We start from the raw sequence: 13,247 nt of genomic DNA, 5'->3' as shown, positions 1-13,247 counted from the left end.
ACAATATTGAGAAATTCCGGCGACGGCATTACGCTATGTGTCTGGCTGGCTATTTCCGCAACCAGGTCGAGCGTGGCGGGGGAGCTTTGATGCGAGCTGAAAGTAACGGAACGTCCCGGCGGATTCTCTGCGTGTTTCCGCGCTACACCTCATCGTTCGGGACGTTCGAGCATTCCTATCCCCTGACCGATGGTGTCCGTGCCTTCATGCCGCCGCAGGGGCTGCTGCTGCTCGCGGCCTATCTGCCTCGGGAGTGGCAGGTCAAATTCGTCGACGAGAACCTGCGTCGCGCGACCAGGGAAGAGTTCGAGTGGGCCGAGGCGGTCTTCGTCAGCGGCATGCACATCCAGCGCCAGCAGATGAACGACATCTGCCGCCGCGCTCATGAATTCAATCTGCCGGTCGCGCTCGGCGGTCCCTCCGTCAGCGCCTGTCCCGACTATTATCCGTCCTTCGACTATCTCCATGTCGGTGAGCTCGGCGATGCCACCAACCGGCTGATCGAGATCCTGTCGCGCGACACCTCGCGTCCCGAGGCCCAGGTGGTGCTGACCACCAAAGACCGCGTGCCGATGACGGAGTTTCCGATCCCGGCCTACGAGCTTGCCGACGTGAAGAAATACTTCCTCGGCAGTATCCAGTATTCCAGCGGCTGTCCCTATCAGTGCGAGTTCTGCGATATCCCCGGCCTCTACGGCCGCAACCCGCGACTCAAGTCGCCGGAGCAGATCATCGCCGAGCTCGACCGCCTGCGCGAATGCGGCATGACCGACACGGTCTATTTCGTCGACGACAATTTCATCGGCAACCGTAAGGCGGCGATGGACCTGCTGCCGCATCTGATCGAATGGCAGAAGCGGACCGGCTACGTGGTGCGGCTCGCCTGCGAGGCGACGCTCAACATCGCCAAGCGGCCCGAGATCCTCGAAAAGATGCGCGAGGCCTATTTCATCACCATCTTCTGCGGAATCGAGACGCCCGATCCCGACGCGCTGAAGGCGATGCAGAAGGACCACAACATGATGGTCCCGATCCTGGAGGGCGTGCGCACCATCAACTCCTACGGCATGGAGGTCGTCTCCGGCATCATCATGGGACTCGACACCGACAAGCCGAATACGTCTGAGGCGCTGCTCGGCTTCGTCGAGGAGTCCCGGATTCCGCTGCTGACGATCAACCTGCTTCAGGCGCTGCCGAAGACGCCGCTGTGGGACCGGCTGGAGCGTGAGGGGCGCCTGGTCGAAGACGACGGCCGCGATTCCAACGTCGACTTCCTACTGCCCTATGACGACGTCGTCGCGTCCTGGAAGCACGCCATGGCGGTCGCGTATGCGCCCGAGAAGGTCTATGCGCGCTTCCAGTATCAATGCGACCACGTTTATGTTCACCGCCTCAAGGTGCCGACCCCGGACGAGATGAAGACCTGGGCCAACATTAGGCGTGGTCTCGTCATGCTGCGCAACATCTTCTGGAAGGTCGGCGTGCTCGGCGACTACAAGCGCGTGTTCTGGAAGTTCGCGCTGGGGCGCATCAAGCGCGGCGATGTCGAAGGCCTGATCGGATGCACCCTGATCGCGCACCACCTCATCACCTTTGCGCGCGCGGCCTCCAGCGGCAGGCAGAACGCCTCGAATTACTCGATCCGGCTGCGCGAGGCCGCCGTTCCCGCCGAATGATGCGACATGTCTGATCCGGCCCTGCCGCGCCGTCCGACCCTCGATCTGCGGGCGTTCACGCCCGCGCGCGTGGCGCTCGGGCGCAGCGGCGCGAGCGTGCCGACCAAGGCGCTGCTCGATTTCACGCTCGATCATGCCCGGGCCCGCGATGCCGTGCATGCCGCCTTCGATGCAGCGCGTCTGGTCGCCGATCTCGGCGCGCTAGGCCTTGCCGTCACCGAGGTGAGGAGCCAGGCGGTCGATCGCAGGGACTATCTGCGGCGGCCGGATCTGGGACGACGGCTCGACCCCGGCTCGGCCGAGGTTTTGGCGCGAGCGGCCTCGGCGCCATGCCGGCTTGCGCTCGTGATCGGAGACGGCCTGTCCGCGGCGGCGGTCCACGCCCATGCGGTGGCCCTGGCGAGGCGCCTGCTGCCGCTGCTCGCGGAAGGGGATGATGTCGCGATCGACCATGTCGTCGTCGCCTCAGGCGCGCGCGTCGCGCTCGGCGACGAGATCGGCGCCATTCTCGGCGCGCGCATGGCCCTGATGCTGATCGGCGAGCGGCCAGGCCTGTCCGCGCCCGATAGCCTCGGCGCTTATCTGACCTTTGCGCCGAAGCCTGGCCGCACCGACGCCGAGCGAAATTGCGTGTCCAATATCCACCACGCTGGGTTGAGCTACGACGAGGCCGCCTTCAAGATTGCCTGGCTGGTTCGCGAGGGGCTGGCCCGGCAGGTCAGCGGCGTGGCGCTGAAGGACGAGAGCGCGGACCGCGCGCCGCGTCGAATTGGCACGGCGTTGCCCGAATGACGGGCATCCCCGGCCCAGATCGCCACTTCTTGATCGATTTGGCCACACTTCGCCTGCTTGCGAAAAGACCGGTTCACCTGCTAAACCCCTCGCGGCGATTTTCCGCGCATTTTCAAAGGGCAAGCCTCCCATTTGTATGGCGTTTTCAAGCCGTTCGCGGGGCGCAATAAGCTCTCAGACCGAGCCGATTTAGGAACTGGATAAGGCATGCTCGAAAAGCACAGCGAGAATGAGGTTCATGTCGACAAGGTCGAGCAGGGACCTACGTCCTCGATCGCCTTCGGGCTGGAGCGCATTGGGCTGATCGCCGTCCGGGCGCCGATCGTCTCCTGCATCGTCCTGATCGTCCTGATCGTCGGTGCCGTGTTCGGCATCCACCGGATCAAGATCGACGATTCGCTGTCGCAGCTGTTTCGCTCCGACAGTCGCGAATTCCACCAATATGAAGAGGTCACGAAGAAGTTCCCGGCCGAGGAATTCGACGTCCTCGTCGTGGTCGAGGGCAAGAACCTGCTGGCCCGGAACAATCTGGAGAAGCTGCGCGACTTCGTCACCGATCTGCAACTGGTCGAAGGCACGCGCGGGCTGGTCTCGCTGTTCTCGGCACGCCAGGCGCCGGCGCCGGGCAAGCTGCCGGCGGCGCTGTTCCCGGCCGAACTGCCCGAGGGCGCCGACTACGACAAGTTCATCGAGACCGTCAAAAACAACGAGATCATCCGCGGCAAGCTGTTGTCGGAAGACGGCACGCTGGCGCTGATCGTGCTGTCGCTCGATCCGGAGGTGGTGGCGTCCAGCAAGCTGACCAAGACCGTGGGCGACATCCGCGCGCTGATGAAGGAGGATCTCAGCGACACCGGCCTCAACGTGCAGCTCTCCGGCGTGCCGGTGATGCAGCTCGAGATCCGCAATGCCGTCGAGCGTGACGGGCTGACCTACAACATCCTCGGCATTCTCGCCGGCTGCATCATCGCCATCATCTTCTTCCGCAAGATCTCGTTCATGGTCGCCGCGGCGTTCCCGCCGATGATCGCGATCCTGTTGGCGCTCGGCGCGCTCGGCTGGGCCAATTTCAATCTCAACATGTTCCTGAACGTGATGACGCCGCTCATCATGGTCATCAGCTTCTCGGACTCGATGCAGCTCACCTTCGCCGCGCGCGACCGGCTGATCGCGGGCCAGGACAAGTTCACCGCGTTCAAGAACGCGGTGCTGGTGGTGGGACCGGCCTGCGTGCTGACGCACGGCACCGCCGGCATTTCCTTCATCGCGCTGCAGTTCTCCAACTCGGACCTGATCCGCAAGTTCGGCGAGGCGGGCCTCGCCGCCACCATCATCGCGCTGGTCGCGGTGCTGTCGCTGGTGCCGGTGTTCGGCGTGCTGCTCGTGCGCAACGAGAAGACGTTTGCGGTCAAATTCCAGAGCGCGGATGCCGGCGTCCAGGCGCTGCGCAATTTCTGCTATTGGATCGCGGTGCGCATGGTGGGCCGGCCCGGCCTGTTCAGCCTGATCGCGGTGTTCTTCGTCGGCGGCCTCGGCGTCATCTACGCCAATCTGGAGCCGCGCTACCGGCTTGCCGACCAGGTGCCGGACAAGCGTCAGGCCGTCGCTGCCAGCAACCGGCTCGATGCCAAGCTCACCGGCGCCAACCCGGTCAATGTGCTGATCCAGTTCCCCAAGGGTGAATCGCTCTATTCGCCGGAGACTCTGCAGACCATCGCGGACGTGCATGCGACCGTGGAGAAGGCGGCCGGTGTCGGCAATGTCTGGTCGGTCGAGACCCTGCGCCGCTGGCTTGCGGAAAAGGCCGGCAGCGCCGACGTCGCGACGCTGAAGGAATATGTCAGCGTCATTCCCGAGCATCTGGTGCGGCGCTTCATTGACGCCGAGCAGGACGCGGTCGTGGTCGCCGGCCGCGTGCCGGACAAGGATTCCAGCCAGCTCCTGCCGATCGTCGACAAGCTCGATGCCGAGCTCGACGCCGTCCGCAAGAAGCATCCGGGCTACGAGGTTGCGGTGACAGGCCTTGCCGCGATCGCCGCGCGCAACTCGGCCAGCATGATCGAGAAGCTGAACCGCGGGCTCACCGTCGAATTCGCGCTGGTCGCGATCTTCATCGGCCTTGCCTTCCGCTCCTGGGTGGTGATGTTCGCCTGCATCCTGCCGGGCATCTTCCCGGTGGTGATGTCGGGAACGGTGCTGTGGGCGATGGGCGAGGGCCTGCAATTCGCCAGCGTCGTCGCGCTCACGGTCTCGTTCGGTCTCGGCCTCAGCGCCACCATCCACTTCCTCAACCGCCTCCGGCTCGAGAGCAAGCCGGGCGTCGGCTCCGCGCTCGCGGTGGAGCGCGCGACCGTGCTGGTCGGCCCGGCGCTGATCCTGACCACGGTGGTGCTGGCCTGCGGCCTCGTCGTCACCGTGTTCTCCGACCTGCCGTCGCTCCGGCTGTTCGGCTGGCTCAGCGCCTTCTCGATGGTGATGGCGCTGGTCGCCGACCTCTTCATCCTGCGGCCGACGGCGATGTGGCTGATCAATCTGCACGCCAAGCTGCAGGGGACCGACAAGCCGGCGATCTGAGCGGCGGGGCAGCGAAGGCTGCCCTGCCTCACGCCTCGAGCCGGACGATCCCGTACGGATTGAATTTGAAGTTGTCCTCGGCGTAGTCCTGCTCGTGCGACAGCGTGAGCTTGCGATCGCGCAACGTTGCATCGATCCCGCGCTCGGCCATGGCGTTGGCGATTTCTTCCATCAGCATCACCGCGGACCATTCGTTGCCGAGCGGTTTCGCGACATGGACCTCCGGCAGGCCGACGAGGTGATAGCCGACGGTCTCGTAGTAACGATCGCCGGCAAGCGGGCGCTTGGCGAAGGCAAGACGACAGGCCTTGGTGACGGCGGAGGTCATGCTGAGGCCCTGGCTGGTTATGGCGCCCTTGCGCGCCTGATCCATGAGACTTCGCCACCGCGCGACGCCGTGGGCAATGCCGGCGCTTTCGCCTTTTGCGGCCACGGCGCCCGCGTCGAACATCTCGTCCACGATCTGCAAGGCGGCGGCCGAAAAGGCGGCCGTCTTCTGCTGAGCCATCGGCGGGCCCAGCACGTAGAGGACTGATTTGTGGTTGGCCACGGCCGCTTCGTCGGATGCGGACCATGCCTTCGGGAAGACGCGGTCCCAGCACACCCCGAACGACCGCTCCATGTGCGGATCGGGCTTTGCTTGCGAATGGGTGCGGTCGATCTCGAAACCGAAATCGGCGATCGTCTCGGCCACCGCCTTCGGCGGTCGCAGCAGGGTTTCATTCTTGCCAAGGAAGCAGAGCACGTGACGCGGCTTCACGGACGAAGGCCGCATGTTCGCTCCCTGCTGATCATTGGCGAAGGCGCGAGTGGCGACGAAGAGCCCGGCGGCCCTGAGCAGATGTCTGCGTATCGGGTCCATCTTGGCAAGTCCGTTCCGGGTGAGTTCATGCCAGCAAAAAGCCCCCGGCTCGCAAGAACCGGGGGCCAATAATTCCATTCAAGCTGGACGAAATCAGCTCTTGGTCATGGTGATGTTGACGCCGCGGATCTCGCCCTTGGAGCTGATCTGCACCGTCTGCTTGGTGCCGTTGGTGCGCAGCGAGAGGTTGGCGGCAAAGCCGTTGGCCTCGACGAACACGTCGATCTGGCCGCCGCCGGCGGTGCCCTGGAGATTGCCGAAGATATTGCGGCTGGACTCGCTCCAATTTCCGGAGATGCGCTCGCCCTGGCTCGTCACGTCGCTGGTGAGGTCGAACTTGTAGCTGTCGGACGCGCAGTGCAGAGCCTGCTTCAAATTGAGGCCGCTGCCGGCGACCTTGTAGTCGGCCTTGCAGCGAATGCGCTCGGTGGAGCCGTCGGACAGCGATACCGTGCCGGTGCCGGTCCACGCGCCGTCGAAACCGGCAAAGGGGCCGGACGACTGAGCGTGGCCTGCCGAAACCGAGAAGAGCAGCGCCGCCCCGATGCCGGCCGCTTTGATTGCCAGTCCAGATCGCCCAAAGAATTTCATCTCAAATATCCCGTTTTGGAACGACGCCCGCTTACGCGTGATAACGTCTCGCCACATCGAAAGTTTAGTGCTCCGAGCCAGTGTCAGGTTCAAAGCCCGGCCGCCAGAGATGGCGGTTCACGACGTCTCTCGCCAGACCTGGACCGGTCGATTTGCCCTGTTTCTGCGTGTTTCCGGCGGGAAAGGCGCGGCGGACAGATGCAGCTCTGCAACAGGTATGCAGTAAAACGCAGTGCTTCCGAATTATGACGTAGTATCAATCTCTTACATCTGCCAATGAAGGCGCAGGGAAGACCTGATTTGGTGGGCGTGGCGCCAATTTGGCCGCATTTGCCAGTGCTTGTGCCTTCTCTGAGGCCGCACCTCCCGCGGCGACTTGCCATCAGATCAATCCGTTCCGGTCGTCCGCCCTGTGCAGTCCGGGTCCGGTGCGATTCTGCCGTCAGAATGAAGGAATACAATGCGTAAGCTTCTCGTCGCTCTCACCCTGCTGTCGGCATCCCTTTCGACGGCGGCCTTTGCCCAGGCAGGGCGCGGCACGGACGCCGAGCAGAAGGCCTGCACGCGCGACGTGCAGAAGTTCTGCCGCCCGGTCATCGACCAGGGCGATTTCACCATCCTGGCCTGTCTCAAGGAGAACCGGGCCAAGATCTCGCAGGCCTGCGACCAGGTCCTGAAGACCCACAACCAGTAAGCTCGGCCACTGGCCCACAAAAGGCGGCCTCCGGGCCGCCTTTTCGGGCCCGATCCGCGGAAGGGCAGCCATCGAGAGACAGGATTGGTTTTGCGGCCGTATTCCCCTATATGGGGGCCGCGGCGGATCGCCGGCATGAGCCCGCGCGAGCGAAGAAGCCCTTCCTGTCCAAACGATTGTAAACCAGCCCTCGATGACCTCTGCGAGCGAATTGCGATCCGGTAAAGGTGACCGCGACGAGAATTTTCCCGTCGCGTCCTGGATCATTCATCCGCGTCATCGCGCTCTGATCCTGGCGTATTACAATTTCGTCCGTACCGCCGACGACATTGCCGATCACGCGACCCTGCCGCCCGACCAGAAGCTCGCTTATCTCGACCTGCTCGAGGCGGAACTGCTCGGCAAGGGCGACACCCAGGCCGAGGCTGTCATCCTGCGCCGTGCACTGGCCGAGCGCGGCATGGCGCCGCGCCACGCGCTCGACGTGCTCATCGCATTCCGCATGGACGTGACCAAGCTGCGCTACGAGAACTGGGACGAGGTCATCCACTATTGCCGTTACTCGGCGATGCCGGTCGGCCGCTTCATGCTCGATGTCCACGGCGAGAGCACCTCGACCTGGGCCGCATCGGATGCGCTCTGTGCAGGCTTGCAGATCAACAATCATCTCCAGGATTGCGGCAAGGATTTTCGCGAGCTCAACCGCGTCTATCTGCCGCGCGATGCACTGGCCGCACACGGTGCTTCGGTCGAGCAGCTCGGGCTGACGGAGTCGCCACCGGCGATGCTGGCCTGCCTGCAGGCGCTGGCCGTGCGCAACGAAGCGTTGCTCGACGAGGGCAGGGCGCTCGCTGCGGAGATCCGGGATTTCCGTCTCGGCGTCGACGTCGCGGTGATCCAGGCCTATGCCGACCGCATCGTGCGCCTGCTCAAGGTGCGCGATCCTCTGCGCGAGCGGGTGCACCTGAACAAATTCGAACTGCTCATCTTCAGCCTTGCCGGAATGTTCAGTGAGGCCGGCCGCCGCGCAATTGGACGCAAGGCCATTTCCAGACCGGGGACTGCACATGACGCTTGAGGCGACCTCGCCCGGCGCCAATTATGGCTCGACCGCATCCGGCAGCTCGTTCTACGCCGCGATGCGCATCCTGCCGCATGACCAGCGCGAAGCGATGTTCCAGATCTACAGCTTCTGCCGCCAGGTCGACGACATCGCCGATTCCGACGGCCCGCGCGCGGAGCGGCTCGCCGCGCTTCAGGAATGGCGCAACGACATCGACGCGCTCTATCAGGGCAATCCGCCGCCGCGGCTGAGGGACTACGTCGGCTCGGTGAAGACCTTCGGCCTCAAGCGCGAGGATTTCCTCGCCATCGTCGACGGCATGGAGATGGACGTGCCGCAGGACATCCGCGCGCCCGACATGGCGACGCTGGATCTGTATTGCGATCGCGTCGCCAGCGCCGTGGGACGGCTGTCGGTGCGGGTGTTCGGCCTGCCGGAAGAGGACGGCATCCAGCTCGCCTATCATCTGGGCCGCGCGCTTCAGCTCACCAACATCCTGCGCGACATCGACGAGGACGCGGGCCTCGGCCGGCTCTATCTGCCGCGCGAGGCGCTGCTGCATGCCGGCATCACCTCCGACGATCCGAACCGCGTGATCGCCGAGCGCGCGCTGCCGAAGGTCTGCCTGCCGCTGACGCAGCGTGCGAAGGCGCATTTCGAGAAGTCGGACGAGATCATGAACCGCAACAAGCGCCGCACGGTGCGCGCGCCGCGGATCATGTCGAAATACTATCATTCCATTCTGGATCTCCTGATTGCGCGCGGCTTCAACGCGCCGCGCCAGCCGGTGCGTGTGTCAAAGGTCACACGTATTCTGATCCTGCTCCGTTACGCTTTCATCTGATGCAAAAGACAGCTCATATCATCGGCGCCGGGATTTCCGGCCTTTCCGCCGCCGTGCGGCTCGCCAATGCCGGCTTCAAGGTCGCCGTGCACGAGGCGACGCAGCAGGCCGGCGGCCGTTGCCGTTCCTATTTCGACGGCGCCACCAATCTCACCATCGACAACGGCAATCATCTGCTGCTGTCGGGCAACAGCCACGCGCGTGCCTATGCACGTTCGATCGGCAGCGAGGCCGGCCTCGTCGGCCCTGACAGCGCGCAGTTTCCCTTCGTCGACATCAAGACCGGGCAGCGCTGGCAGATCGATCTCGGCACCGGCCGGCTGCCGACCTGGGTGCTCGACGAAGGCCGCCGCGTGCCCGACACGGGCCTCACCGATTATCTGAAACTGGCGCCGCTGATCTGGGCGTCGGAAGACACATTGGTCGGCAAATCCATTCCTTGCGAAGGCGTGCTCTATCAGCGTCTGGTGCAGCCGCTGCTGCTCGCGGCGCTCAACGTCGATCCGCCCGAGGGCTCGGCCGGGCTTGCCGGCGCCATCGTGCGCGAGACGCTGCTTGCCGGCGGCCAGGCCTGCCGTCCCCTCATCGCGCGCGACGGCCTCAGCGCCGTTCTGATCGAGCCCGCCGTGAAGTTCCTGCAGGATCGTGGCCATACCGTTCAGCTCGGCCATGAGCTGCGGTCCTTCACCAGCACTGACGGCAAGGCCAGTGCGCTGAATTTCGGCGGCGAGGATGTCGTTCAGATCGGGGAGGGCGACGTCGTCGTGATGGCGGTGCCGCCGCGTGCAGCTGCGAGCCTGCTGCCGGGCGTGAAGACGCCGACCGAATACCGCGCCATCGTAAATGCGCATTTCCGGATCACACCGCCGCCGGCTTCGGCGCCGATCCTCGGTGTGATCGGCGGCGTCGTGGAGTGGCTGTTCGCGTTCCCGAACCGGTTGTCCGTCACCATCAGCAACAGCGACCGTCTGGTCGACATGCCGCGTGAGGAACTCGCGCAGACGATCTGGAACGACGTCTGCAAGGCCGGCGGCGTGTCCGGCGAGTTGCCCCCCTGGCAGATCGTGCGCGAGCGTCGTGCCACATTTGCGGCGACGCCGGCGCAGAATGCCCTGCGTCCGGGGCCGGTCACTGCGCTGAAAAACCTGTTCCTTGCGGGTGATTGGACTGCTACGGGATTGCCTGCAACCATCGAAGGATCGGTCCGGTCCGGTGATCGCGCCGCCGATCTGGTTCTCGCCGCCAAAGGATCCTGAAAGGCGGCCCTGACGGGCGGACGTCCCGGCCAATTTCAATCGACTATCGGAGCAATCGAGCGAGATGGATTCCGTGAACGCGACCAGCCGCGAAGCCCTTCAATCGGGCATCTTGCAATCGGGCATCCTGGAATCGAGCATTGCATCGGCGACGCAGGGCGTCCTCGACTTCCAGCAGGCGGACGGCCATTGGGTGTTCGAGCTCGAGGCCGACTGCACGATTCCGGCCGAATACGTCCTGTTGCGCCACTATCTCGCCGAGCCGGTCGATGCCGTGCTCGAAGCCAAGATCGCCAATTATCTGCGCCGCGTGCAGGGCGCCCATGGCGGCTGGCCGCTGGTGCATGACGGCGAGTTCGACATGAGCGCCAGCGTGAAGGCCTATTTCGCGCTGAAGATGATCGGCGATTCCGTCGACGCTCCGCACATGGTGCGTGCGCGCGAGGCCATTCACGCCCGCGGCGGCGCCATCAACAGCAACGTCTTCACGCGCTTCCTGCTTGCGATGTACGGCGTGGTGAGTTGGCGCGCGGTGCCGGTGCTGCCGATCGAGATCGTGCTGCTGCCGTTCTGGTCGCCGTTCCACCTCAACAAGATCTCGTACTGGGCGCGCACCACGATGGTGCCGTTGATGGTGCTCGCAGCGCTGAAGCCGCGTGCGAAGAACCCGAAGGGCGTCGGCATCGACGAGCTGTTCCTGCAGGATCCGCGCTCGATCGGCATGACCGCGAAGGCGCCGCACCAGAGCATGGCCTGGTTCGTGCTGTTTCGCTCGCTCGACGCCGTCTTGCGCGTGATCGAGCCGATGTTCCCGAAGGCCTTGCGCAAGCGCGCCATCGATGCGGCGCTCGCCTTCACCGAGGAGCGGCTCAACGGCGAGGACGGCATGGGCGCGATCTACCCGCCCATGGCCAACATCGTCATGATGTACGACGCGCTCGGCAAGGATGAGAACTTCCCGCCGCGCGCGATCACACGCCGGGGCATCGACAAGCTGCTCGTGATCAAAGACGACGAGGCCTATTGCCAGCCCTGCGTCTCGCCGGTGTGGGACACGACGTTGACGGCGCATGCGCTGCTGGAAGCCGGCGGCGACAAGGCGGTGCCGGCGGCCAAGCAGGGCCTCGACTGGCTGATCCCGAAGCAGGAGCTCGAGGTGAAGGGCGACTGGGCCGCGAAGCGGCCCGACGTGCGTCCGGGCGGCTGGGCCTTCCAATACAACAATGCTCATTATCCCGATCTCGACGACACCGCTGTGGTGGTGATGTCGATGGACCGCATGCGCCGGGAGCACGGTGCGACCGGCTACGACGTTGCGATCGACCGCGGCCGGGAGTGGATCGAGGGCATGCAGAGCGACGATGGCGGCTGGGCTGCCTTCGACGTCAACAATCTCGAATACTATCTCAACAACATCCCGTTCTCGGACCACGGCGCGCTGCTCGACCCGCCGACCGAGGACGTCACGGCGCGCTGCATCTCGATGCTGGCTCAGCTCGGCGAGACCGAGAAGACCAGCAAGCACGTGGCTGACGGGGTTGCCTATTTGCGGAAGACCCAGCACCCCGAGGGCTCCTGGTACGGCCGCTGGGGCATGAATTTCATCTATGGAACCTGGTCAGTGCTCTGCGCCCTCAACATGGCCGGGGTGCGCCACGACGACCCCATGATTCGGAAGGCCGCGGACTGGCTGGCCTCGATCCAGAACGAGGACGGCGGTTGGGGCGAGGACGCCGTCAGCTACCGCCTCGATTACCGGGGATGGGAGGCCGCCCCCTCGACCGCCTCCCAAACGGCATGGGCCTTGCTTGCCCTGATGGCTGCAGGCGAGGTTGATCACCCGGCCGTCGCCCGCGGGGTGGAGTACCTGATTGCAACACAGAACGAAAAAGGACTGTGGGACGAGCAGCGGTACACCGCCACAGGCTTCCCCCGCGTGTTCTATCTGCGGTATCATGGTTACCCAAAGTTCTTTCCGCTGTGGGCACTGGCGCGGTATCGGAACTTGCGGAACACCAACAGCAGGGTGGTAGGGGTCGGAATGTGACTTTGGGGACGGGGGACTATTTTACCGTGGGTAATGCCATCGACCCGCGGCCGATACTGATCGTGACCGGACTGGTTCAGGAGGCCCGCATCGCAGCCGGGCCCGGAATGGCGGTTATTTGTTCATCCAGCAGCCCGACCCAGTTGCGGGCGCTGCTGACGGTGGTGGATCCGGAGACGATTCGCGGCGTGATCTCGTTCGGCGTGGCCGGCGGGCTCGACCCGAGCTTGCGCTCCGGAGACGTCGTGCTGGCGACCGAGGTGCTCGACGGCGACACCCGTTGGGCCGCAGGGCTCTCGCTCGGCGACGAATTGATCGACCGCCTGACCTCGGGCCGTCGCCGCGTGGTGCGCGGCAGCCTCGCCGGTGCCGAGGAAGTGGTCACCAAGCGCGCCTGCAAGGCGGCGCTGCACTCGGAGACGGGCGCTTCGGCCGTCGACATGGAAAGCCACATCGCCGCCGCCTACGCCGCTGAAGCCGGGCTGCCCTTTGCCGCGGTTCGCGTCATCAGCGACCCCGCCCACCGCGCGCTGCCGGCGCTCGCTCGTGCCGCGATCAAGCCGAACGGCCAGATCGACCTCGCGGCCGTCCTGCGCGGCATCGTGCGCAATCCGGCGACGCTGCATGCGCTGGTCTCGACCGGCATCGACTTCAACCGCGCGCTGCGCTCACTGCGCGGCTGCCGCGACTACCTGATCGGCACCGAGCTCGTCGAGAGCGAGGCGCTGGTCTCGAAGGCGGCCTGAGCGGTTTCCTCGATCGATGAAGATAGGGCCCGGTCGCCATTGGCGTCCGGGCCTTTTCTGTTTTGTGGCTCGATTCTGAACTCGCTTCACCCCGACCAACTG

Annotated in this window: 11 protein-coding genes; 9 read left to right on the top strand and 2 right to left on the bottom strand. The window is 64.8% G+C overall.

Annotated elements, in window-relative coordinates:
- Nucleotides 1-89 precede the first annotated feature (89 nt).
- The 3 genes from CV770_RS10930 to CV770_RS10920 all read left to right on the top strand — a co-directional run bounded on the left by CV770_RS10930 (nucleotide 90) and on the right by CV770_RS10920 (nucleotide 5,042).
- On the top strand, nucleotides 90-1,676 hold the full coding sequence (locus CV770_RS10930; RefSeq protein ID WP_201759796.1) for a B12-binding domain-containing radical SAM protein: 1,587 nt from the start codon (nucleotides 90-92) through the stop codon (nucleotides 1,674-1,676).
- A gap of 6 nt (nucleotides 1,677-1,682) precedes the next feature.
- Nucleotides 1,683-2,468, top strand: coding sequence for an ethanolamine ammonia-lyase subunit EutC (eutC, locus tag CV770_RS10925; protein WP_091953374.1), 786 nt, complete (start codon nucleotides 1,683-1,685; stop codon nucleotides 2,466-2,468).
- Between the two features lie 207 nt (nucleotides 2,469-2,675).
- Nucleotides 2,676-5,042 (top strand): efflux RND transporter permease subunit, encoded by a 2,367-nt coding sequence (locus CV770_RS10920; RefSeq protein ID WP_104462330.1) that lies wholly within the window; start codon nucleotides 2,676-2,678, stop codon nucleotides 5,040-5,042.
- 28 nt (nucleotides 5,043-5,070) lie between these two features.
- On the opposite strand, the gene CV770_RS10915 is transcribed toward CV770_RS10920, so the two are convergent.
- Together CV770_RS10915 and CV770_RS10910 are read right to left on the bottom strand one after the other, a co-directional pair.
- The gene (locus CV770_RS10915; RefSeq protein WP_104462329.1) at nucleotides 5,071-5,904 is read right to left on the bottom strand and encodes a hypothetical protein; all 834 of its coding nucleotides are present in this window, start codon (nucleotides 5,902-5,904) and stop codon (nucleotides 5,071-5,073) included.
- 93 nt (nucleotides 5,905-5,997) lie between these two features.
- A complete protein-coding gene (locus CV770_RS10910; RefSeq protein WP_091953368.1) occupies nucleotides 5,998-6,495 on the bottom strand; it encodes a hypothetical protein in 498 nt (165 codons plus the stop codon).
- Between the two features lie 460 nt (nucleotides 6,496-6,955).
- Between CV770_RS10910 and CV770_RS41535 the strand changes: the two genes are divergently transcribed.
- From CV770_RS41535 to CV770_RS10875, 6 genes are all read left to right on the top strand, one after another.
- A complete protein-coding gene (locus CV770_RS41535; RefSeq protein WP_028143219.1) occupies nucleotides 6,956-7,189 on the top strand; it encodes a hypothetical protein in 234 nt (77 codons plus the stop codon).
- Between the two features lie 193 nt (nucleotides 7,190-7,382).
- Nucleotides 7,383-8,267: a squalene synthase HpnC gene (gene hpnC, locus CV770_RS10895; protein ID WP_104462328.1), complete on the top strand. Its 885-nt coding sequence runs from the start codon at nucleotides 7,383-7,385 to the stop codon at nucleotides 8,265-8,267.
- Nucleotides 8,257-9,096: a presqualene diphosphate synthase HpnD gene (gene hpnD / locus CV770_RS10890; RefSeq protein ID WP_091953365.1), complete on the top strand. Its 840-nt coding sequence runs from the start codon at nucleotides 8,257-8,259 to the stop codon at nucleotides 9,094-9,096. The genes hpnC and hpnD overlap by 11 nt, the downstream gene beginning before the upstream one ends.
- Nucleotides 9,096-10,352 (top strand): hydroxysqualene dehydroxylase HpnE, encoded by a 1,257-nt coding sequence (hpnE, locus tag CV770_RS10885; RefSeq protein ID WP_104462327.1) that lies wholly within the window; start codon nucleotides 9,096-9,098, stop codon nucleotides 10,350-10,352. The genes hpnD and hpnE overlap by 1 nt, the downstream gene beginning before the upstream one ends.
- Nucleotides 10,353-10,416: 64 nt before the next feature.
- Nucleotides 10,417-12,399, top strand: coding sequence for a squalene--hopene cyclase (gene shc / locus CV770_RS10880; protein WP_104462326.1), 1,983 nt, complete (start codon nucleotides 10,417-10,419; stop codon nucleotides 12,397-12,399).
- Nucleotides 12,333-13,145, top strand: a complete 813-nt coding sequence (locus tag CV770_RS10875; protein ID WP_104462325.1) for a phosphorylase — start codon at nucleotides 12,333-12,335, stop codon at nucleotides 13,143-13,145. Before shc ends, CV770_RS10875 begins: the two co-directional genes overlap by 67 nt.
- Nucleotides 13,146-13,247 lie beyond the last annotated feature (102 nt).

Origin of the sequence: Bradyrhizobium sp. AC87j1 (genome assembly GCF_002936975.1) — a bacterium.
GTDB classification, from domain to species: domain Bacteria; phylum Pseudomonadota; class Alphaproteobacteria; order Rhizobiales; family Xanthobacteraceae; genus Bradyrhizobium; species Bradyrhizobium shewense.
Note: the sequence above shows the minus strand (reverse complement) of the source record. Positions and strands in the feature narration are given on the sequence as shown.